This window comes from Lactiplantibacillus nangangensis, from assembly GCF_005405065.1.
Classification (GTDB): Bacteria; Bacillota; Bacilli; order Lactobacillales; family Lactobacillaceae; genus Lactiplantibacillus; species Lactiplantibacillus nangangensis.
Genome location: NZ_BJDI01000019.1, coordinates 1 through 22,512, shown reverse-complemented (window position 1 = coordinate 22,512; position 22,512 = coordinate 1). Strand labels below are relative to the sequence as shown.

Here is a 22,512-nt window from a genome sequence, read left to right as displayed (position 1 = left end):
TTACAGAAAGTGCAAGTTAGTGACAACTCAGCGAGAGTTGCAAAATAAATTAAAACATGCTAACCTATGAACCATCTTATGAAAACACGGAGGTTTCAGCCAGTGCGTAACTAATTAATTCTAGTAACTGAACAGTCAGAACTCAAATTACAGGGGTAGACTGTCTTTTTCGGGATTAATTAGTTGCGCTGGTGAGACCAAATGACCAGCGACCACAACTTAAATGCGGGCGCTTTTTTTGTGTGCTCGATTAATCCCTGAATCTTAAGGGGGCATTTTGAATGACTGAAATAAAATTAACTAAGATTGAAAAAATGATCAATGGCCGGCCGTTATTTACCATTGAGCAACTCATTGCCAATGGGGGTGACCATATTGGCATCGTTGGCCGTAACGGCGCGGGCAAGTCAACGCTAGCCCATCTATTAACTGGGACTGATCAAGACTATACCGGACAGCTGTTAGTCGACACACCAATTACTTATGTGGCTCAGATTGCGCCAACTCAAGATCGAAGTGGTGGTCAGGCGATGATGGCCCGAGTCCGAGCTGCGTTAAGTCAACGGCCAGAAATCTTGATTTTAGACGAACCGTCTTCAAATTTGGATGAACCGCATCAGGCTTGGCTCGTCAAAAAATTACGCCAGTATCATGGCCTGTTGCTGTTGATCTCGCATGACCGCCAATTGTTAAACGCGGTCACGACGCAAACGTGGGCAGTCAACCAGCAAGTCTTTAAAGCTTATTCGGGTAATTATGCGGCTTATTTAGCCCAAAGAAACCAAACGATTGCGACTCAACAAGCAGCCTATACGCGCCAAAATCGCCATGAGCATGACTTAAAGTTAGCGATGCAGGCGCGTAAGGAAAAGGCACAACGGATTCGTAAAGGAAATCGGCGGATGACACCGAATGAACGTGCGGCGTCTAGATCATTACGTGAAGACACTGCCGCGAAGATGGATCGAAGTGCCAAGAACTTAATGACCCGGGCCGCCCGAGAATCGACAGTTACTAAGCCGTTTACGCAGGTCGGTTTTAAATTAGTGGCGACTGACTTTCCGGCGTTTACGGGTAAGACTGTCGTTTCAGCCAGTGACTTAAACTTGCGTAACTATGATGAAACGTTGTTGAGGCAAACGAGTTTTCGACTCAAACCCGGCGAACGGGTCGCGCTAGTTGGTCCTAATGGTTGTGGAAAAACAACATTGCTAAAGGCGATTTTAAGCGGCCGTCGTGGGTTATCGGTGTCACCAGCGGCTAAAATTGGCGTTTTCCAGCAGGATATGACTGCCTTGGATGGTCACTTGACCGTATGGCAAACGGTTCGGGCGGCCAGCCAGTTACCGGATCAAACGATTCGTAATATCATGGGCGCGTTAGGCTTGCCAGCCCGATTTTACGACCAAGCCGTGGCCGGTCTGAGTGGCGGCGAATTAGTTAAGTTGCAATTAGTCAGTATTTTGGTCGGCGCCTACAATGTCTTAATGTTGGATGAGCCGACCAACTACTTGGACGTGGACGCGCTCGATGCGCTGGCGGATTATTTGCAAAATTATCCTGGTACCGTAATCTTTGTTTCTCATGATGTGGTTTTCCGGCAACAAGTGACGACCCGGACACTTGAATTTAAGCAACAACGGTTGGTTGATCCTGATCAAGTGGCGATTAAAGCTAGTGCGCCGTCAGAGCTACCATTATTACAGTTTAAATATGACCAAATGATGGCCGATCCAATGGCTTCAACTGATGAGATTCAACAGTTGCGGGCCCAGATCGAAGCTGCTAAGCAGTGAATTTGAGATCACACTAAATAAGTCTTCAGAAATTTTGTTGATTTCTGAAGGCTTATTTTTATGGTGCTAGTTATATTGCTGAAACGTGCGATTAAAGGCTACGACCTCCGCTTAACCCGGTATTGAGGACTACTCCAAAACCGGGAATAATCCTCAATACCACGTTAATGCTCGGTCGCAACCCGCCTTTAATCGCACTATTATGACCAAGGTATTACGAAAAGTCCCAGTTGTATTAACCCCAAACCAACGATGAAAATGGCCCAGTCTTGCCAACGTAATGGGCAGTGGCGGTAATGGGTGCGTGGTGCATCTTCAACGAAACCGTGCGAGGTCATCGCTTGGGCGAGATTTTGGGACCAATTGATTGAGACCAGAATCGCCTTGAAATAGAGCTTTGGCGACCAGAAAGAAAGTTGCTGGCCACGCATTAACCCCGCGGCGCGAATAATTTTGACCTCATGTTGAATTTTAGGGACTAAATTATAAGCGGCCAACACGCCATAAGCAAACTTAGATGGTAGGTGCCAGTTTTGTTCTAGTGAATCGGCTAGTTGCAAGATATTGGTCGTCAGTGTGAAGGTCGCACCGGTAAAGACGAAAGCATAGATTCGAGTGAATAGCACCCAAGCCATCAGGGTCTTATTGCCAGTACCGTTGATATATTGTGTACTCCACAAGCCAATGGCTGGCAGAAGTGGCACAATTAACAGCCAGCCAATTGTGCGACATTTGGTGTGGTGTAAAAGCAAATAACCGATTGCCAAAATAACGAGTGCGATATTTAGACTGATAATTAGACTGAATGAAATTTCTAGTGCGATGATAAACAATAATAAGAGCTTGATACTGGGATTCATCTATAGCGCCTCCCGGTATTGTAAATGTTGTTGTTCAAAGCGCAAGTGGTAATCGATCAGCGGGGCCAATCCTGTCAATTGGTGACTGATAATAATTAGCGACTGGTGGGTCTCCGCAATTGTTGATTTCAAGAGCGTTACCAGTGCTTGCACTGACTTTAGATCCAATCCCTTGAGTGGCTCATCCATGAGTAATACTGGGGACTGCATGATCAACATTAATAAGATTTGTAACTTCTTTTTTTGACCTTCACTTAAGGTATAAATGACTTGGTCTTCGTGACCAGTTAAATTTAATTGTTGCATGGCCGCCGTGATTCGGGCTGGCGTGAAATAGTCGCCATAGGCATATTTCTGACTTTGGGCCAGTTCTTCTGCGACCGTAATGTTTAAAAATTGGGTCTCGGCGTCTTGGAATAGTAAGGCGACTTGCCGAGCGTAGCGTTTTCGACGTAGCGTTTGAATATCATCCGTTAGATAGCTGATTTGCCCGTCATAGTCGGTTAAACGCACCAAACTTTCAAATAAAGTTGATTTGCCACTACCATTTGGGCCAGTAATCAAGGTGTTGTGGTGTCGCAGTAACGTTAAGTCAGTTGGTTGTAAGAGTCGATGGCGACCTTGGGTTAGGGCAACTTTTTGCAACTGAAAGAGTGGTTTAGCTGGCTGATTTGGAAGCCTCCAACGCTGGTCGGTCTGTCCAGTGCGCGCAAAGTCGGCAAATAGGGTCGACCAATCTGCATGAGGAACGGCAGTCAAATGGCGATCGGGGGTGATACGCACGACTTGATCAACGAGGGTCTCATAATCAGTGAGGTCGTGGTCCGCTAAGATAATGGTTTTACCGGCTTGGTCGCGTAATTGAATGAGCCGTTTGAGCAAGCTAGCTCGAGCCGCTGGATCAACGCTGGCGAAGGGTTCATCCAATAAGATGACGTCGCTATCCATGGCAACGATCACCGCCAGGGCGACTTTTTGTTTTTCACCGCCGGATAAGTGACTTAAGTTGCGTTCGCGTAACTCACTGATGCCAACAAAGGCTAGGGCAGCCGTGAGCTTCGCTTGAATTTCGTTGGCGGGTACTTGCCGGTTTTCTAAGGCGAAAATTAACTCGTTTTCGACAGTATCCATGGCGAATTGTTGGTTTGGATTTTGGAACATTAAAGCCACTTTGCCAGCCCGCTCAGTCGCTGCGATGGTTGTTAATGGTTGGTCGTTATAGCGAATGCACCCTTGGTTGGCGGGTAGCTTTAGTAGCCCCGTCATTAACTTCAATAGCGTAGATTTACCGGTACCAGATGGGCCCGTCAGCAACGTAAATTGGTGAGCTTTAAACGTGAATTGAATCTGATTCAGGGTTGGCGCTTGCGCCTCAGGGTATGTGTAAGTTAAGTTTTCCAGCGCAATGTTCGCCATGGGACTCCCTCGTTTCTAGTTAGTGTGGGTCGATTTTAAAACGTGACTCCGATCAAGCATATCGGTGATTAAACGGGTCAGAACGCCGCCAAATAAGAACATTGAACAGAAGCGCACCACGAAGTATAGGATCAGTAGCCATAATTGCAATTTGAAGTACCCATTCCGAGCTAAGTCCCAGCCAAAGGTGACGATCGTCGTTGTTAGCGCTGAAGCCGTTAAACCAAGCCAGTCATAATGCTTGTAACGCGTAACGATATAGCCTAATTCAGCCCCGAAACCTTGAGTCACACCGGAGATCAAGGTTGAAATTCCCCATTGACCGCCGAAAAACATTTCAACCGTAGCTGCCAAGAGTTCGCCTAATGTAGCCGACCCTTTCAAGCGCAACATGTAACCGGCTAGCATCCCCGGCATACACCATAATCCGAGTAACAGTTCGTTGGCTAAACCAGATAGTCCGACCGGCGCCAACGCTGCCGTTAACACATCATAAACGTAGTTAGTCCCCATAAAAATCGCACCAAAAAAAATCCCAATTAACGCAATTAAAATAATGTCACTTAATTGCCATGCTTTTGCCCATTTCATTATAAAAACCTCCCAAAGTTGTTATCATTCATGCCACCGTGGAACAAAAAACGGTCATCACTAGTTTTGACAACTAATGATGACCGGCTAAAGTCCGTATTGATGGTTCCCCAAATAAGCATTGCTCCCTTACGCTGGCATTATCCAGATCAGGTTCAATGGGTATTATCTCAGCCGAATGGCACCCCAGTTGCTATGAATGATTGCCTTTAGTGTAACCGAATTCATAGGGCAACGCAATTAGCAATTTCGATAATTGAGCAAAGTTCATTGGAAAATCATGATTTTGTGCTTTACTTAAGTAAGTAAGGCTCGCAGATTAATTGCACGACGAGTTGGAGGTTGATAAGATGACAACAATTTATGATTTTAAAGAAACTGAAATGAGCGGCGAAGACCTGTCGCTTGAAACCTATCGTGGTCAAGTTTTATTGGTCGTAAATACGGCTAGTAACTGTGGGTTGGCGCCACAATTTAAAGGTTTAGAAGCTCTCTATCAAAAATACCAGGCAGAGGGGCTCGTGGTTTTGGGGCTACCGTCAAATCAATTTCATCAAGAAAAAGCGGATGATGAAGCGACCCATGATTATTGCCAACGCCATTATGGGGTGACGTTCCCGATGACTAAACGGGTGATGGTGAATGGCGAGGACGCGGATCCATTATTTAGTTATTTGAAGCAAGCGGCTGGGCATGGCCGGATCAAATGGAATTTTACGAAATTCTTGATTGGTCGGGATGGTCAAGTTTTAGAACGATTCGCGCCAACGACCCGCCCACAAACATTTGAAACGGCGATTCGTGATGCCCTTGCTGACCGGTAATTATGCTACGATATTAATATAATAATTATTTGAGGGGGTATTTTGGTTTGGAAACTTATACGTTACGTGACGGGCTAACGCTGCCTAAAGTTGGTTTTGGAACTTATAAACTAAATGGCGCGCACGGTGTCGATGTGATCGATTCTGCGATTGATCGCGGCTATCGACTCTTAGATACGGCGTTCAATTATGAAAATGAAGGCGCAGTCGGTGAGGCCGTTCGACGCTCATCCGTGCCGCGGTCAGAGTTGCTCATTTCATCGAAGTTACCTGGGCGTCATCATGATTATCATGAGGCCATCGACACGATTCAAGAGTCCCTATATCGGGCTGGCTTGGATTATTATGATCTTTATTTGATCCACTGGCCGAATCCGAAAGAAGACCACTATGTTGAAGCTTGGCAGGCTTTGATCGATGCTCAAAAATTTGGCTTAGTGCGGTCTATCGGGGTGTCAAACTTCTTGCCAGCTCATTTGGACCGGCTAAAAAAGGCCACTGGCGTATTGCCAGTCATTAATCAAATTGAATTACATCCTTATTTCAATCAACAAGCGCAACGTGACTATGACGCTGCTAATGGCATTTTGACGCAAGATTGGAGCCCGCTTGGTCGTGCAAGTGAGATGTTACAAAATCCAACGCTAAAGCAACTGGCTGCCGAATATGGTAAAAATGTTGGTCAATTGATTTTACGTTGGGAGTTACAATTGGGGACGTTACCAATTCCGAAGTCTTCAACGCCTAAGCGCCAAGCCGGTAATCTGGATCTGTTTGACTTTGAAATTTCAGCTGCGGATATGGCGACTATTAATGGGCTTAGTTCGGCAGATGGTCGTTTGAAGAATCAAGACCCAGCTGTTTATCAAGAATTTTAGACAAAAAGATTGGCCGTTACTGGTCAATCTTTTTGTTAGCGCTGAACCCATCTGAAGTTAAATAATGTCGAGCCGGTTTGCCACGGAATCAGGGCAAAATAAAACTGGCTAGCAGGTTTCCAGTTGTGTCCTGGAAACAGACTAGTCAGTAAACAATGTTCAAACTTTAAAGCTCAACTAAATGATCTAAAGAAAGTCGATTTGGTGGAGGTTTGCGGGCATTTTACCAGTGTGATGGTCTACCGTCTTTACTTGCATTGCCCGTGAGGCATTCACAAAATGGACACCCGTTGCTGCAATTAACCCCATACCTAAAATAGTAATAATACTCAATACCATCATCATTCACCCTTTTCTGATTACTTTACGGGTCTATTGTAGCGCTTACATCAGTCCTGTCATTTGAGAACCATTAAAGAAAGATTAGGGTTTTCTTTTTTTAGTATTTTACGTCAAAAACGTTAGATTATTAAGTTTCAAGTGCTGATCACTAACGATTCAGTGGTTTTGGGCTTTATAATGTAAAGCCGTTTATAACGATAATTGTCATCAAAAACACTAAAATGGGATGAGGCTGAAAAGATTTGGCCTCATCCCATTTTAAAAGTGACACTGGACGATTAATTTCTGAGCAGTGCCGTTATTTTCAATTTAACTACGGTGAATTTCGATAATCTTAACTTGGTAGCTGCCATTCGGGGCGGCGACGGTGACGACATCGTTAACGGTGTGATGATCGAGCGCGGCGCCAATTGGGGAAGTGAAGGAAATTTTATTTTGTTCTAAATTCGCTTCTTGTTTGCCAACCAGTTGATAGGTGACTTGATCGTGGTCATCCATAAATTCTAGCGTTACTGACTTACCGATGTCGAGCTGGTCATTATCGGCTGGTTCAACAACTTTGGCGTACTGTAACTGTTTATTCAAAAAACGGACGCGACTTTCCAAACGACCTAAGTCTCGTTTAGCATTGGTGTATTCAGCGTTTTCGGACCGATCACCAAGCGCGGCAGCGGCGGCTAAAACTTTGATGCGGTGTGGTCGCTGCGCAATTAAATCAGCAATTTCTTGTTCGATGGCATGATAACCGGCTGGGGTCATTTTATTAAAGGTTGGTTCCATAGGATAAAACCTCGCATTTGTTGGATTTTACTGGGAATAGTTTAACGCACTTTGCCGAAAATTTGTATTTTTGTTTTAGAAAAAAATTTTGTAATGTTTGCGTATGTGAGAGCGTGTTTTTTGAACGGAAAACTAGTGCATGAGTGACCGTGCGATATTAATACTATTTGGGTTGGACTTACTATTATATTGGGGAGCGAGGGCTACTGAGATAGCCGTAACGTGTAATTCAGGGCAGCAACCTGTGCTTGCTACGCTAACCAACAACTCGGAAAAATCGCCGAGTAATTGGTTGGCTAGGCAATGCTCGGTGGCTGGTCGCCCTGAATTACACTCATAAAAAATAGCCAATGACTTTACAGCCTTGGCTAGTCGTAGAGTTTCTCACGCTCTACGGAGTTACGAACTCTTTAAGTATAGGCAAATTAATTAAATAATACAATTGTTATGTTGCCCGAGTTTACTAAAAACGACGGTATTGGTAGCGATTCCAAAGAAAAAATAAACTATTTCGAACAAAACCCTTGAATTTTAGTCTAGACCAATATACAATTGGACTATACCAAATAAAGAGGGAGTCAGTTAATTATGAAAGTTATCGTAGTAAAGGATCAAGCTGCCGGCGGTGTAGAAGGATACAAAGTATTTAAGAATGCCTTGGACAATGGGGCTAAAGTATTTGGGTTGGCAACTGGTTCGACACCCGTTACAACTTATCAAGAAATCGTAAAGAGTGACTTAGATTTCAGTAACTGCACATCCGTTAACTTGGATGAATATGTTGGTATTGCACCAGATAACGACCAAAGTTACAAATATTTCATGCAATCACATTTATTTAACCAAAAACCATTTAAAGAATCATTCTTGCCAAACGGTTTAGCTGCTAACCCAGCCGAAGAAGTAAAACGTTATGACAAAGTGATCGATGAACATCCAATCGATTTACAAATTTTAGGGATTGGCCGCAATGGTCACATCGGTTTCAACGAACCAGGGACTGCCCGCGACGTGACAACGCATGTTGTTGACTTAACGGAATCAACCATTGAAGCCAACGCCCGTTTCTTTGCTAGCGAAAATGATGTTCCTAAGCAAGCCTTCTCAATGGGCTTAGCTTCAATCATGAAGAGTAAGCACTTGATTCTCGAAGCCTTTGGCGACAACAAGGCGGATGCAGTTAAGGGTATGATCGAAGGCCCTGACACCGTTGATTGCCCAGCTTCAATTTTGCAAAACCATCCTGATGTTACGGTTATCATTGACGAAGCCGCAGCTAGCAAGTTAAGCAAAAAATACTAGAATTTAAACTTAACTAAATTTAAAAATTAATGCGTGTGCACTTTAAAAGACTATTCGAAATCCAACGATTTTGAATAGTCTTTTTGTTTTCCGAAGACAATTGCCATGTTAGTTAATTAGGGGACGAGTTGGGACGACCTTAAACTTCCAGTTGACTGTAACGTTGGGGCACAGTTTAAAATGAAGGAATACTAAACTAAAGCGATATAAAAATGTGGAAGAAGGAATTTGAAATGTCACATCCTAATAAAAAATTTAACAATGTTCAAGAATGGCTCGGGATTCCTTATGGTACGGCTAGCCGGTTCCAAAAGGCTCAAATTGTCCCATTTGACCCCAAGAATGACGATAGTCAAAGCGGGCCAGCGTCATTGCAATTAACAGATCCAGCTTTTCTAAATTCTGACAAAGGTAAAAGTGAAGATTGCTTAAACCTTAATATCTGGGCGCCCGAGCATGTTCAAGGAAAACTACCCGTGGTTGTTTATATCCACGGTGGCGGTTGGACTTATGGCGCTAATTCTCAAGACACATCGGATTTGTCAGGCTTAGTCGCAAGTGGCAAAGTGATTGGGGTTTCAATTAATTACCGTCTAGGACCACTTGGCTGGCTTGAATTATCTCAATATGGTGGCAAGTTTAAGGATGCCAGTAACTTAGGATTACAAGATATGGTCCTAGCCTTAAAGTGGATCCACCAATACATTGGATCATTTGGTGGTGACGCCGACCAAGTGACGCTTACGGGTCATAGTGCCGGGTCATTTTCACTTTTAACGCTCTTAGCGGTCCCTGAAGCTGACGGGTTGTATCGCAGATTAGCTGCCTTCTCTGGTTATGCCGCCCGTTATATCCCAGCTTGGTGGGCTGAAGAATTAGCGGATCAAGTTTTAAAAACACTAAAACTGACGTCACCAGAACAGTTATTGACGGTTGATGCTAAATCACTGATGGCTGCGGTTAATCAAGTTTTACCAACTGATGTTTTGAAACGTGGCAATCTCAATACCATTTCAATCGGTATTGTTGAAGATGAATTTTTACCAAATGGCGTCTTGAAAGCTAACCCTGCTGAGGTGATTAAAAGCGGCGAACATAAAGATGTTGATTTAATCATGACTTCAACAACGGCCGAAGCCAGCTGGTATGCAGCTAATATTCCAGATAATGTTGATCCTAAAACCATCGAAGCTGTGATTGATGAAATGGTTTACGATTGCCATATTCCACGCAAACAGGCTAAGGCCATCACGTTGCATTGTGGTGCTGGCAAAGCGTCACCGCTTGAAGTCAGAACCCGCTTCTTTACCGATTACAATTTTACCTTACCAGCGATTCGGGAAGCCCATGATCATGCTCAGGCTGGCGGGCGTGTTTACCAACTAAGTGTTGGCCCAACTGAGGGGTCGCCCGCTTATCATGGGACTGATATGTATGGGATTGTCGGTCAAACGGCACCTGATGCGAGTCAAGAACAACGCGATCGGGATCAGTTTATTAGTCAAACATTACTGAACTTTGCGACTGATCAACATGAGAAATTATGGTCACCGGTGAAGGCAAATCAAATAATGATCAAAGATATTGGTCAGAGACCATATAACGGAATTGAGCATGCCAAATTGGTTCTGCAGCTATTTAAAGGCATTTCTCGTCCATAATTAATCCTTACGAAAGGGCGGTTATAACCGTCTTTTTGTTTGACCAAAAGAGAGGAACAAGTTTTGACAAAGAAATTTTCATTTTTTTCAAAGGATATTGTTTGCGTCATGTTAGCCACCTTTTTTTACCAATTTAGCATTCAAGCGGTGAATCCACTAATGAATGGCTATGCCCGTAATTTAGGGATTAATAGACCTTTTGCCGGCATTATTGTGGGCATTATGAGTCTGACCTCAATGGTATTAAGACCTTTTGCCGGCAATTTAACGGATCGCATTTCTAAATATCGATTAGCGCTAATCGGGGGTAGTCTATGTGCGATTAGTGATTTTGGTTACTTTTTTTCATTCGATGCATCATGGTTATTATTTTTTAGGCTCATCAATGGGTTAGGCTTCGTCCTATGTACTGTTTGTTTAGCAACTTGGATGGCCTATTTAGTGCCACGACAACATCTTGGCGCCGCGATGGGATATTATGGCTTATTAAATGCGCTTGCAATGGCGATTGCGCCAGCGCTAGCAATTAGTATTTATCAACTTTTAGGCTATAAATTCATTATCAGCTTGGCGGCCTTGAGCGCTGTGGCCATGGTAGTTGTCATCCAATTAATCGATAATCATGCCAAACCTGCAGTCAACTTAAAAGACCAACATTTTAAGATTATTCAACGTGATGCCTTGCCAGTAGCCATGATTTTTTCATTATTGTCTATTCCCTATTTCGTGACGCAAGCTGATATCGTCATGTATGTTCAAGAACGCCATTTGAACATTACCGTCAGCCTATTCTTCCTATGTTACTCACTTGTTTTGATCGTTATTCGGCTATTATTAAAAAATTATTTTGATACGATTTCATTTGGGCTTTGGTTTGCGATCTGCATAATGGCAACCATTGGCTATATTATCCTATTAACAATCATGCAAAATAACTTCGAGATGATCTTGGCAGCCGGGCTAATGGCGGTTGGTTTTGGGGTGATGGTTTCTGTTTCTCAATCAACAGCGCTCTTGTTAGCGCCTATGGCAGAACAGGGACTTGCTAATGCCACTTATTATTTGGGAAGCGATATTGGTATGTCGATTGGGCCGATCATTGGCGGTATCCTACCAACTATTTTGCCACTAAAGTTCTTTTACCCAGTGATGTTACTCGTTGTTCCTTTAACGGCAACTATCTATTTAGTTAATCGTCGTAAACTCAACGCCGCGGTACAGTACAATTAAAATGACATTGTGATGAAATTGATGGCTTAACAGTGTTTTGAAGTAGAAAGTCGCTGAGACAAAAAAATAGGCCACTGTCGCGCAATGACAGTGGCTTATTTGCTAAATAAATATTTCAGTGCCGAAGTAAATAATCAGTAAACCGAGAATATGAAAAATGTGAGTGTCCCTTAGAGTATCGTCAGTGGGACATTTTTGATGTGCAAGTAGAAATGTGGTGCCTCTTTCACCATTTGGGCGATTATCACCACTGTTAGAATCTTATTATTGGCGGTTATTTATCGGTAAATTGGAAAATAGCAGACTAGTCATTGGAGGACTGTTTTCGTAGGTTGAATGGTAAAAGTAACATTTTATTAACCTTAAATTAGAAAACGGTGTGATTTTGATTGTATCAGCGATACTATTACTATATTAAGTTGCTGCGAGGAGGGATTGAATGTTTACAAAATATCCTGATTTTAGAAGAATTTGGTCGGGCAGATTGGTTAGCAATGCTGGCGATAGTATCTATAATATTGTGATTACTTGGTTTGTTTTGCAATATACTAACTCAAGCTGGTGGGTTGGCGTTTTGAATTTCTTTATTTTAATCCCAGAAATGCTCTCGTTTGTGATTGGGCCAATTATCGATAATAACAATAAGAAGTTATTGTTAATTATTTGTGAGTTAGGTCAGATGTTAGCTATTATGGTCATCATCGTGATGATGACCATCGGCAATGTTAATATGCTACTGCTTTGTCTAATGGTGTTTATCGCGTCTTTCTTTGGAATGAACACTTATCCAATTCAGGATGCTTTTATACCATCTTTTGTTGCCAATCGAGATTTACCAAAAGCAGAATCCTTTTTGTCAGTTGCTTACCGGGGAACGGATTATTTGTTTAATGGCGTTACTGGCTTTCTGTTAAAAGCCTTTTCATATTTACCGTTATTGATCACTGATATTTTGACCTTTGTTTTTTCAATCGTGATGTTCAGTCGAATCGATTTTAATGATAAGCAGACCAAACGATTCGCTTTTTCGCTGGATAAGCAGTTTTTTAGAGATATTGGGCTAGGATTTAAGCTTATTTTACATAATTCAGTGATCCTGTTTATTACGGTTGTTGCGGCGCTCATTAACTTTCTATTTGGCGGGTTAAATATTTACGAAGTCTTGTTGGGGAGAAGCATGGGTGGTAGCCAATTTTATGGCATTATCACGGCAGTGTCTGCGATTGGTCTATTAATTGGTTCAACGTTAATGTCGAATGTGGTTTTAAAGAAGATTCCTCTCGGCAAGCGATTTATCTTGGCACATCTCATCGGTGGCCTTTTGATGTCAGCACTAGTCTTATGCGCCAAAAACAATGTTGCTTTGTTAATCGTTTGGTTATTGACGTTCCTCTTTTTGGGTGTGACTCAGGTTTTGCAAGTGCCAATGATTCAGCTGGTGACTGACAAACAGCATATGGGAAAGGTCATGAGCACTTTTTACAGTATTACGTTACTATTTATGCCCATTGGGTCACTATTCTTTGGCTATATTGGCAGTAAGCTAAATATATTCAGTTTTTTGTTAATTCTGGGTGTCGCTTATATTGCTGCGGGGCTATTTTTAACGTTGAATAAACGTCTTTTTAGAATGGTACTGGCGAAATAAGCTTAACTTTCAGCTTTTAATGAGTTGATTAGACAATTAATGGGTCCGAAACAGCTGATCTGTTTCGGACCCATTTTGTTTTAGACTGATTTTAGAGATTTTGACCTTTTTCCCAGCTGGTCTTTGATAAAAGTAACCCGTGTTTAACGAGTTCATCAAATAAGGCGTAGGTCCGTTTGGAAATTTCACCGGCAGTTTCAGCATTGGCTTTCGTCAAATAGTCGGTCACATCACCGGTCACGTTGGCATCGGTGGCGGCGACGCGACCACGGGCATAAGATTGACAGCCGTTGCGATAAGCGTTGACGGCTTCGGCAAATTCATGCCAATGTGGCTCGATCAATGTTGATAACGTTTTGTTGAGCCAGTAAACATTATGCACATCGACGGTTGCCGTTGTATTGCGGTAATCGAGTGGGGTGTCGTTGATATTCGTAAAGAATGGCACGGACGGCGCGTAGGCGAAGAAGCCCATGGCGACCCATTGGATAGCTGCTTGTTCAGCAGGCACATCGTTACGAATCTGCAAGATCGATTGACATTGGTTCCGATCCATCGCGATTGACCGGTATTTCTTTTGGTCGTCGGCAGTACCGGAAGCATAGGTGTCAAATGGATCATATGGGGTCCCATTATAGTGGGACGCTAAGAAAAATTGGACGTCTTCAATCGCCAATAATTTGCTGGGTTTCCGGTACATCGGCATCGTTTGGTCGGTCGGTTGTTGGTCCGCAATTTCGGGATTGAACAATTTTTGACCATACCATGTCCGCGGCGTGTTGTAATAAGCGTCGTCTTCGCCATGGGTGCCAAAAATTTCACGGAAATTGAATTGGCCGGGTGTTGGGTTCAAATGATTCTTTTCAACGAATTCGGCTAAATCCGTTGCGCCCAAGTAGTTATCGGCGTCGCTCAGGTCGAGCTTTTCCACGACTGTTTGGTTAGGGACAATCGCATAGGTGTCATCGGGTAAGCGCATGGCGCCCCAATGATGTCCACCGGCCGTCTCTAAGATCCAGATATCATCATGATCATTGAAGGCAATACTGTTACATTCGCCAGTGCCGTACTTTTCAATTAAAGCCCCCAACCGTTGGACGCCTTCTTTGGCGCTCTTAATATAGGGTAAGACTAAAGTTAACATGGCTTCTTCGTTGACCCCGTCGTTGACGAGGGGATCGTAGCCTAAGACGCGGGCATTGGTCGCAGTCGTTTCGGTTGCACTCATCCCGACGTTTAGTTCGTTAATGCCAGCTTCCTCATATTGACCATCACTTTGGTCAGCCTGTGGCGTTGCCGTGTAGCGATAAGCGTGATCAGGCAATGGTACGGTTACACCGGTGGTTACGGATTTAAATTCAGCTGCAGTTTGATCCTTGGCTGAATGAACCACGAATTTAATTGGATTAATTGGGCCATAACCATCTTCGTTACGAGCCACGATCGTCGAGCCATCAATAGTAGCGGCTTTACCGACGAGTATTTCGGTACAATCAGAACTTTTTTTCAACATTAGTTCTGCCCCCTTTGTACTTCCAGTATAGGAGTCCAAGTTGGGAATACAACGCTAAATCACAAAAATCGGTCTAAACCACTTGTGAAATGGGTGACAGGTGGATGATAAAAATATTTGTGAAAAGGTTGTAAATGCTGATATAACAATATTTATATCGATTGTGCCAAAAGCTAATCTTGTGAATCAGTGAGTTTAATTTTGGCACAACTTCCTGTGCCACGGGTCTGCCTAGAACTTCTTGAAACCGTTTTCGGTAGCCGATATGATAGAGACGTTAAGAAAACGGAAGGAGCTTTAATCGAATGAGTGAAGCAAATGTAAATAAAAAGTCGACATCACCCGCACCAAAGAAGAAAGTGGGACTGAAAGCCCGCGTTCAAAAATTTGGTAGCGCTTTAAGTAACATGGTTATGCCAAATATCGGCGCCTTCATTGCTTGGGGCCTAATTACCGCCATCTTCATGGCCGGTGGTTGGTTCCCGAACGCTGATCTTGCCAAAATGATTCAACCAATGGTCCACTACTTACTCCCATTATTAATCGCGTTTACCGGTGGGAATATGATTGCCGGTCATCGTGGTGGGGTCGTTGGGGCCATCGCCACGATGGGTGTCATTGTAGGGTCTTCGATTCCAATGTTTATCGGGGCCATGATTATGGGACCTTTAGGCGGCTGGGCTATCAAGAAATGGGACGACGCCATTGCCGACAAAGTCCACAGCGGGTTTGAAATGTTGGTCAACAACTTCTCCGCTGGGATTATGGGAATGTTATTAGCAATTATTGGTTACTTTGGAATCGGCCCATTAGTTGCCGGCGCTAGCGCTGCGATGGCAGTTGGGGTTAACTGGATCATTAAGGTTAACTTATTACCATTAGCTAACGTCTTCATTGAACCAGCCAAGATTTTGTTCTTGAACAATGCGATTAACCAAGGTATTTTGACACCGCTTGGGATTCAAGCCGCTGCCAGTGCCGGTAAGTCAATTCTGTTCTTACTTGAACCAGATCCAGGTCCCGGCCTTGGGTTACTCTTAGCCTTCGCCTTATTTGGTAAAGGAACTGCCAAGGCTTCAGCGCCAAGTGCGATGATCATTCATTTCTTCGGTGGGATTCATGAAATTTACTTCCCATACGTTCTGATGAAGCCAGCATTATTCTTAGCGGTTATCGCCGGTGGGATTACTGGTACCGCAACCTTTAGTTTGTTAGATGTTGGATTGAAATCAACCCCATCACCTGGTTCGATCATCATGTTATTCGTGATGTCACCACGTAGCGTTTCTAACTACTTGGGCTTGCTACTAGGGGTCACGTTAGCTACGGTGGTTTCCTTCTTGGTTGCCGCAGTCATCTTGAAACGCGATAAGACGATGGTTGATGATTCCTTAGCCGCTGCACAAGGTCAAATGAGCAACATGAAGAATGGTGGCGCTGAGGTTGAAACGAGTGCCGCTGAACCAGCCGACGTGATTGCTTCTTATAAAGATGTTGACCACATTATCTTTGCTTGTGACGCTGGGATGGGGTCATCCGCAATGGGTGCTTCCTTACTCCGTGACAAAGTCAAGAAGGCCGGCATTGATATGTCAGTCACGAACACCGCAATTAGCAACTTGAAAGATGAACCAGGGTTGTTAGTCATTACGCAAAATGAACTCGCTGATCGGGCAGCGCAAAAAGCACCGCACGCCTTACGGTTGTCCGTTGATAACTTCTTGAGTAGCCCTAAGTACGATCAAGTTGTTGTTAATTTGAAAGCTCGCGACCAAGTCAGTGATGAACCAGCACCAGTCTCTGCCGCACCACAAGCAGCCTCAACCGATGCCACTGATTTGCCAGCCGGTTTGGACTTGTCAGTTGTTAATGAAATTGTCTTTGTGCATCACGATGGTCATCTAGGCACAGCCACCATGGCAACGTCCTTAATGAAGGATCGGGTGAAGAAAGCCAATAAGCAAATCACAGTTAAGAATGTTGGTATCGACGAACTTCAAGATGAAAACAGTTTGTTAGTTGTTTCTAGTCCAGAGGCTGCCAAGAACCTTCGTACCCGTTACACCAAGGTCCAAGTGCTTGTCACCGACGATCTTCTGAACTCACCTAAATATGATAAGATGGTATTAGCGCTAAAATAAACCGTTATCATACGAGGTGGCCCCATGGTTAAGTTCACAAAACGTCAAGACGAATTATTACAACTATTGTTAGCGAGTCCCACTGGCTTGAGCATGAGTCAGATTGAAACCGCCATCAATAGTAGTCGTCGGACGATTTATCGCGAATTTAGTAATTTGGAATTGGTGTTAGCCAATGCCGAGTTACAGATTGTCAATCAAGATCATCATTTTCAATTGAGTGGGACGTCAGCTGCTTTAGCTGATTTCCAGTCACGATTGTCGGACAGTCATGGCATTGCGCCAGCGTTTGATTCGCAAACGCGACAGAATGCACTGGCTTGTCGGGTCTTGATGGCGAATCGATCCATGAAGCTCAAAGAATTGGCGTTAGATTTCGATGTCAGTATTGCCACGATTTCTAACGACTTGAGTACCTTAGAAGCCCCATTTGCCGACTATGAATTGTCGATTGAACGCTTGAAGTCACGTGGCATTCAAGTCGCTGGGACGGAAAGCAATATTCGCAGTCTCTTCGCCACAATTTTGAACAATGCGATCAATGATTATGAATTTTTCAAAACGATTGGGAAGTTACAGCGAGGACTGGCGATTGCCGCCACGGATGAACAATCTTACTTCTTACAACAGCTAGATCCGACCGTGTTGTTACATTGTTATCTCGCGGTGCGGAGTTTGAAGAAAAAATACTTTGCGTCCGTGCCAGATGGTCAGTTACAACAGTTAATTATCACTTTAACCACGGCGGTCATGCGTTTACAACATGGTCAGCAGGTCACGTACTTGCGTGGAATTAACCGGGATGACTTTCTGAAGTATCAACAGTTGGCCTTGGCGATTTTGACCCAGTTGCCAGCTGAAATTAAGTCGCAGATCACCGGCGCCGAAATTGATTTTCTCGCGCAGCAGATCAAAGGCTTAACGTTTCGGATTGACCGGGAGTCCTCGCTAGCCAATTATGACTTGCAACTGACATACCGCGTGAAAAAGTTGATTGACGCGGTGGCGACTAACTTTGATTGGTCGTTTGGAACGGATGATCAATTATTGAACAACTTGACTGCCCACATGCAAGTCGCGTTGAAACGCAATGGGCTGCCTGGACCAGTCTCGCCAAGTCCGGAGTTACAAGCTGTGCGGACCCAATATCCGAAGTTGTATGCGGCAGTTGTACGCGGTTTTGCCGCCACGTTTCCTGATCAGAGCTTTCAAATCGATGAGTTAACGTATTTGTTGATTCATTTTGCCAGTACCTATGAGCAACAGTTGAGTCACCAGAGTTTGAAAGTATTGGTCTTATGTCCCAACGGTATGACAACCGCTCGCATCTTGAAAATGCGGCTGGCGCGGTTGCTACCGGAAATTACCACGATTGAGGTCGCTAGAATTGGGAATCTTGGTCAGATCGACTTACAACAATTTGACATGATTCTATCGACGACTCAGTTGCCAGGATTCAAATTGAACTATCGGGTGGTCAGCCCGTTGTTGCTTGAAAATGAAGTCAGTGCGTTGCGTGAGTACATTCATCAGTATTTTCCTAATACGCGACCGGATGAACCACAGCCGGCCCCCCAGCCAGTAACGACACTCGATTTCGAAACGGTGTATCAACGGATGACAATTGCCAAACAGATTTTGGATCGATTTATGATTTCTCCAATCAACAATGATGCTGAAACAATGGCGGAAACGCTAGTCAAAATCACACGTCACATCGATTCAAAGTTGATCCGTGATCCCCTAGAAGTCGCGGGTAAGTTGTTACATCGGATGGGTCTAGCCCCGGTTGGGATTCCTAATACTAACTTGGCGTTAGTTCATACGCTGAGCCAACAGGTGACCGCCCCGTATTGCGCAATCTTTGAACTGGCAACGCCAATCGATTTTAAAAGCATGGACGCCCAAACGATACGACTACAACGGATCGTGTTGATGCTCGGTCCGGCCGACATTAGCGATTTTGAGAATCGGCTCATGGGCAAGTTGAGTGCGTTAGTCATCGAAAGTCAGGAAAATACTGAGACTTTTATGACCGGCAGTCGCCAACAGCTCTATCAGTTAATTAGCAGTGCGTTTTTGAACGAACTAACGAAATAGTGTAGGTGAATAAAATGGAAGCTTTAGATAAAAAAATGATTGCGCTAAACCAACAAGTGGCAACGCAAGCAGAAGGCATCCGCTTAGCCGGTCAATTATTGGTCGATGGCGGTTGTGTCGAACCGGAATACATTGATGCGATGCAGGCACGAAACAAAGATGTTTCCGTTTATATGGGTAATTTCATTGCCATCCCCCATGGTACTGAAGATGGCATGAAGTACATTAAGAAGACTGGTATCTCAGTCGTCCAAGTACCAATGGGTGTGAGCTGGGGTGATCCAGAAAATGATGATGACGATAAGACCGTCACGGTGATTTTCGGGATTGCTGGCTTGAATGGTGAACACTTGAACCTCTTGTCTCAGATTGCGATATACTGCAGCGACGTGGCAAACGTTGCCAAACTAGCGGACGCTCAATCTGAAGATGAAATTATTAATCTATTAAAGGAAGTTGATTAGCATGTTAGACGTACATTTTGGTGCAGGTAATATTGGTCGGGGCTTCATTGGCGAAACTTTGGCTGACAATGGCTTTAAAATTACTTTCGTTGACGTTAACGAAACTTTGATCGATGAATTGAATAAGCGCAATGGCTATACCATTGAACTTGCGGCAGAAGGTCAAAAACATATCGAAGTTCATGATGTCAAAGGAATCAACAATGGCAAGGATCCTAAAGCGGTCGCAGAAGAGATTGCAAACGCTGACATGGTGACAACGGCCATTGGTCCTAAGATTTTGAAGTTCATTGCACCCTTAATTGCTGACGGGATTAAGTTACGTCAAACGAATAACAACACCCAACCAATCGATGTGATTGCGTGCGAAAACATGATTGGCGGGAGTCAATCATTAAAGAAATCAGTTTATGAAGCATTGAACGACGATGAAAAAGCTTGGGCTGACCAATATATTGGTTTCCCTAACGCTGCGGTTGACCGCATTGTGCCATTACAAAAGCACGACGATCCATTGTTCGTTTCCGTGGAACCATTCAAGGAATGGGTTATCGACAAGTCACAAATGGCTAACCCTAAGATTGAACTTAAGGGTGTCGACTATGCGGAAGACTTGGAACCATACATTGAACGCAAGTTGTTCTCTGTTAACACTGGTCATGCCACGGTTGCCTATACTGGCAATATGAAGGGCTACAAGACTATCGGCGAAGCGGTCAAAGATGACAGTGTCGTTGAACAAGCTAAGCACGTTTTAGCTGAAACTGGTGATTTGCTCATTCAAAAGTGGGGCTTTGATCCTGAAGTTCACCATGCTTACCAAAAGAAGATCTTGAGCCGTTTCGAAAACCCATATATCTCAGATGATATTGAACGGGTTGGTCGGACGCCAATTCGGAAGCTTGGCTTTGACGAACGCTTCATTCGCCCAATTCGCGAATTGAAGGAACGCGGCCGTGACTACAGTGCCTTAGTTGACACTGCTGGTATGATGTTCTTCTTCAACTATCCAAATGATAGCGAAAGCGTGAAGTTACAACAAATGCTGAAGGACGAACCAATCGAACAAGTGATTCGCGAAACAACTGGGTTGAAGGATGAAGACTTGATTAACGAAATTAAGGCTGCATACGAAAACCATGTCGCTGAAACGGAAGACTAAACAACCTAAAAAAGGTGCTGATTAGCACCTTTTTTTGTTGGCTACGAGTGGATCGTTGTCGCCTGCCGAGAAACGAATTTCAGATGAGTGATGGCGTTAATCATAAAATCGCGATTCAGAAAGCTTCAACTGATTTCTGAATCGCGATTTTATTAGTGCTATTACGGTGGTCAAAGTGTGCAACGAAAGGCTAAACAGTTGTGATTAGTCTTTCCAGAAGTGCCACCATGGACGCTGTGGGTGTGGCGCTGCTTGTTGGTCAAGCTTGACTAAAACTTGATTTAATCGGCTGTTAAGCGAGTCAAGACGGCGAATCATCTGTTCTTGTTGCTTGTATAACTCCTGATTAGTCGGACCAGTTGGTTCTGGCTGTCGTGGCGCAGGCTTAGGTGTTGCCACTGACGTGATTGGTTTGTTTGTCACGGTCTTTTCAACCACTAAGGTCGTCTTGGGCTGTGGCTGGTGAAAGCTCTGTTGCAGCGCTTCGGCTAAAGTCGTTCCCTGTTCCGTTAGCGTGATGGCGTCCTTGAAGGCGGCCAAATCAGCTGCGGTATACAGGCGGTGACTCGTCCCGCTACTGCGAAAGAGATCTTCGTTGTTGAGTTGTTTTTCAATCATAGTACTGTATTTTCGTAAGGTCACTGCTTTGATGCCGAGTTGGTCAGCGGCGACGGATGCGACTAATTTAGTGGTCTGATCTGATTGTGCTGGTTTAGTTGGCAAAATTTATCCCCCTCCTTAAGCTATATCGTTTCTATAACGCTATTATATCGAATCTGAAACTATTTGTGTAGGGAATTGATTGCGTCAGGTTACGATTAGCGGTAGTTGACGAACTTTAAAGGCGAAAATTGGGGTGCAAACGTGCTATCATAAAAACAAACTTGAGTTGAAACGAGGAATTGAAATGATTGAACCAGTCAATGGCGCTGACTTTGAATCAGTTGCCGAGGGCACAGCACTAACTGTGGTCGATTTTTGGGCGGATTGGTGTGGACCGTGCAAAATGCAGACGCCGGTGCTAGAAGCCTTGGATGTTGACTACGACGGCAAAATTAAATTTGCGTCGTTGGACGTTGATGCGAATAAAGTGATTGCGGAACAATTTGAGATCATGAGCATTCCCGCATTAGTCGTTTTTAAAAATGGTAAACCCGCGGAAAAAGTAGTCGGTTTTCATCCACAAAGTGCCTTGAAAAAGTATCTAGATCAAAAGTTGGCAGAAGTAGCGGCCGACTAGCGTTAAGAGGACTGTTTGCGAAACAGTTCTTTTTTATTATTTTCATAATAATTGTAATAAATGCGGGTCACTGTCAAGTTAGATTCAAATGATAATTTGAAAACTGGTGGTTAACAGACGCTGCTTGGTTGCCGACAACATTATTAATAATTAAACTAGTGGGCGTCACCGGCATATAACTCAATTTTTTGATGGTATCCTTGATTAACTTGTGGACGATTGAGTTTGAACGGGGGATGAAGAATGAAAAAAATGTTACTAGCTGTAAGCACTGGAATTGGCATCTTGAGCGCTGTCTTGATTTATCAACAGCAACAAGTTCCAACCGAGCAAGTTCAGCACGCCCAAGCAGTACCGCGACCGCAGTCTCAGCAACGTCAATCGGATGAGTTTGAAAAAATAGCAAATCAGCCAACGGATAGGTTGCCAGTTAATCAACTCGTCCGATTAGCGGTTTAATACCATTTTCATAGGATCATTCATCAATAGCCGTTTGACAAAGAGCCTATAAAATACGTCCTTGGAAAACTTAAAATTCCGAGGACGTTTTTTAATTTTGAAAAG

Annotated in this window: 19 protein-coding genes and 1 riboswitch; of the genes, 13 read left to right on the top strand and 6 right to left on the bottom strand. The window is 43.9% G+C overall.

Going from position 1 to position 22,512, the window contains the following annotated elements; all coding sequences use genetic code 11:
• The first annotated feature begins 281 nt into the window (after nucleotides 1-281).
• Nucleotides 282-1,796 carry an ABC-F family ATP-binding cassette domain-containing protein gene (locus tag FFM70_RS12820; protein WP_137617238.1) on the top strand — a complete coding sequence of 505 codons (1,515 nt, stop codon included), beginning with the start codon at nucleotides 282-284 and terminating at the stop codon, nucleotides 1,794-1,796.
• A gap of 200 nt (nucleotides 1,797-1,996) precedes the next feature.
• Here FFM70_RS12820 and FFM70_RS12815 read toward each other — a convergent pair whose 3' ends face one another.
• From FFM70_RS12815 to FFM70_RS12805, 3 genes are read right to left on the bottom strand one after another with little or no spacing between them, the layout of a single operon-like run.
• On the bottom strand, nucleotides 1,997-2,656 hold the full coding sequence (locus tag FFM70_RS12815) for an energy-coupling factor transporter transmembrane component T family protein (RefSeq protein ID WP_137617237.1): 660 nt from the start codon (nucleotides 2,654-2,656) through the stop codon (nucleotides 1,997-1,999).
• On the bottom strand, nucleotides 2,657-4,072 hold the full coding sequence (locus tag FFM70_RS12810) for an ABC transporter ATP-binding protein (RefSeq protein WP_137617236.1): 1,416 nt from the start codon (nucleotides 4,070-4,072) through the stop codon (nucleotides 2,657-2,659).
• Nucleotides 4,073-4,087: 15 nt separating this feature from the next.
• On the bottom strand, nucleotides 4,088-4,663 hold the full coding sequence (locus FFM70_RS12805) for an ECF transporter S component (RefSeq protein ID WP_137617235.1): 576 nt from the start codon (nucleotides 4,661-4,663) through the stop codon (nucleotides 4,088-4,090).
• Between the two features lie 106 nt (nucleotides 4,664-4,769).
• Nucleotides 4,770-4,862: riboswitch (TPP riboswitch) on the bottom strand.
• A 151-nt stretch (nucleotides 4,863-5,013) separates the two neighbouring features.
• Between FFM70_RS12805 and FFM70_RS12800 the strand changes: the two genes are divergently transcribed.
• Together FFM70_RS12800 and FFM70_RS12795 are read left to right on the top strand one after the other, a co-directional pair.
• On the top strand, nucleotides 5,014-5,487 hold the full coding sequence (locus tag FFM70_RS12800; protein ID WP_137617234.1) for a glutathione peroxidase: 474 nt from the start codon (nucleotides 5,014-5,016) through the stop codon (nucleotides 5,485-5,487).
• Between the two features lie 47 nt (nucleotides 5,488-5,534).
• Nucleotides 5,535-6,365 (top strand): aldo/keto reductase, encoded by an 831-nt coding sequence (locus tag FFM70_RS12795; protein WP_137617233.1) that lies wholly within the window; start codon nucleotides 5,535-5,537, stop codon nucleotides 6,363-6,365.
• 651 nt (nucleotides 6,366-7,016) lie between these two features.
• Here the strand turns inward: FFM70_RS12795 and greA are convergent.
• The gene (gene greA, locus FFM70_RS12790) at nucleotides 7,017-7,487 is read right to left on the bottom strand and encodes a transcription elongation factor GreA (RefSeq protein ID WP_137617232.1); all 471 of its coding nucleotides are present in this window, start codon (nucleotides 7,485-7,487) and stop codon (nucleotides 7,017-7,019) included.
• A gap of 588 nt (nucleotides 7,488-8,075) precedes the next feature.
• Between greA and FFM70_RS12785 the strand changes: the two genes are divergently transcribed.
• The 4 genes from FFM70_RS12785 to FFM70_RS12770 all read left to right on the top strand — a co-directional run bounded on the left by FFM70_RS12785 (nucleotide 8,076) and on the right by FFM70_RS12770 (nucleotide 13,328).
• Complete coding sequence (locus FFM70_RS12785) at nucleotides 8,076-8,789, top strand: glucosamine-6-phosphate deaminase (protein ID WP_137617231.1); 714 nt, start codon at nucleotides 8,076-8,078, stop codon at nucleotides 8,787-8,789.
• A 233-nt stretch (nucleotides 8,790-9,022) separates the two neighbouring features.
• Nucleotides 9,023-10,450 (top strand): carboxylesterase family protein, encoded by a 1,428-nt coding sequence (locus FFM70_RS12780; protein ID WP_137617230.1) that lies wholly within the window; start codon nucleotides 9,023-9,025, stop codon nucleotides 10,448-10,450.
• Nucleotides 10,451-10,513: 63 nt separating this feature from the next.
• Nucleotides 10,514-11,680 carry an MFS transporter gene (locus tag FFM70_RS12775; RefSeq protein WP_137617229.1) on the top strand — a complete coding sequence of 389 codons (1,167 nt, stop codon included), beginning with the start codon at nucleotides 10,514-10,516 and terminating at the stop codon, nucleotides 11,678-11,680.
• Nucleotides 11,681-12,119: 439 nt separating this feature from the next.
• On the top strand, nucleotides 12,120-13,328 hold the full coding sequence (locus tag FFM70_RS12770) for an MFS transporter (RefSeq protein WP_137617228.1): 1,209 nt from the start codon (nucleotides 12,120-12,122) through the stop codon (nucleotides 13,326-13,328).
• Nucleotides 13,329-13,419: 91 nt separating this feature from the next.
• On the opposite strand, the gene FFM70_RS12765 is transcribed toward FFM70_RS12770, so the two are convergent.
• On the bottom strand, nucleotides 13,420-14,838 hold the full coding sequence (locus FFM70_RS12765) for a C69 family dipeptidase (RefSeq protein ID WP_137617260.1): 1,419 nt from the start codon (nucleotides 14,836-14,838) through the stop codon (nucleotides 13,420-13,422).
• A 308-nt stretch (nucleotides 14,839-15,146) separates the two neighbouring features.
• Between FFM70_RS12765 and FFM70_RS12760 the strand changes: the two genes are divergently transcribed.
• Genes FFM70_RS12760 through FFM70_RS12745 form a run of 4 tightly spaced genes read left to right on the top strand, consistent with a single transcriptional unit; the run spans nucleotide 15,147 to nucleotide 20,708 of the window.
• On the top strand, nucleotides 15,147-16,982 hold the full coding sequence (locus FFM70_RS12760; protein ID WP_137617227.1) for a PTS mannitol transporter subunit IIBC: 1,836 nt from the start codon (nucleotides 15,147-15,149) through the stop codon (nucleotides 16,980-16,982).
• 24 nt (nucleotides 16,983-17,006) lie between these two features.
• The gene (locus FFM70_RS12755; protein ID WP_137617226.1) at nucleotides 17,007-19,082 is read left to right on the top strand and encodes a BglG family transcription antiterminator; all 2,076 of its coding nucleotides are present in this window, start codon (nucleotides 17,007-17,009) and stop codon (nucleotides 19,080-19,082) included.
• A 14-nt stretch (nucleotides 19,083-19,096) separates the two neighbouring features.
• Nucleotides 19,097-19,546 carry a PTS mannitol transporter subunit IIA gene (locus FFM70_RS12750; protein ID WP_137607990.1) on the top strand — a complete coding sequence of 150 codons (450 nt, stop codon included), beginning with the start codon at nucleotides 19,097-19,099 and terminating at the stop codon, nucleotides 19,544-19,546.
• A 1-nt stretch (nucleotide 19,547) separates the two neighbouring features.
• Nucleotides 19,548-20,708: a mannitol-1-phosphate 5-dehydrogenase gene (locus FFM70_RS12745; protein WP_137617225.1), complete on the top strand. Its 1,161-nt coding sequence runs from the start codon at nucleotides 19,548-19,550 to the stop codon at nucleotides 20,706-20,708.
• 204 nt (nucleotides 20,709-20,912) lie between these two features.
• Here the strand turns inward: FFM70_RS12745 and FFM70_RS12740 are convergent, their stop codons facing one another.
• Nucleotides 20,913-21,431: a MerR family transcriptional regulator gene (locus tag FFM70_RS12740; protein WP_137617224.1), complete on the bottom strand. Its 519-nt coding sequence runs from the start codon at nucleotides 21,429-21,431 to the stop codon at nucleotides 20,913-20,915.
• Between the two features lie 184 nt (nucleotides 21,432-21,615).
• Here FFM70_RS12740 and trxA point away from each other — a divergent pair, with 184 nt between their 5' ends.
• Both trxA and FFM70_RS12730 read left to right on the top strand, forming a co-directional pair.
• Nucleotides 21,616-21,948: a thioredoxin gene (gene trxA / locus FFM70_RS12735; RefSeq protein WP_137617223.1), complete on the top strand. Its 333-nt coding sequence runs from the start codon at nucleotides 21,616-21,618 to the stop codon at nucleotides 21,946-21,948.
• A 243-nt stretch (nucleotides 21,949-22,191) separates the two neighbouring features.
• Complete coding sequence (locus FFM70_RS12730; protein WP_137617222.1) at nucleotides 22,192-22,407, top strand: hypothetical protein; 216 nt, start codon at nucleotides 22,192-22,194, stop codon at nucleotides 22,405-22,407.
• Nucleotides 22,408-22,512 lie beyond the last annotated feature (105 nt).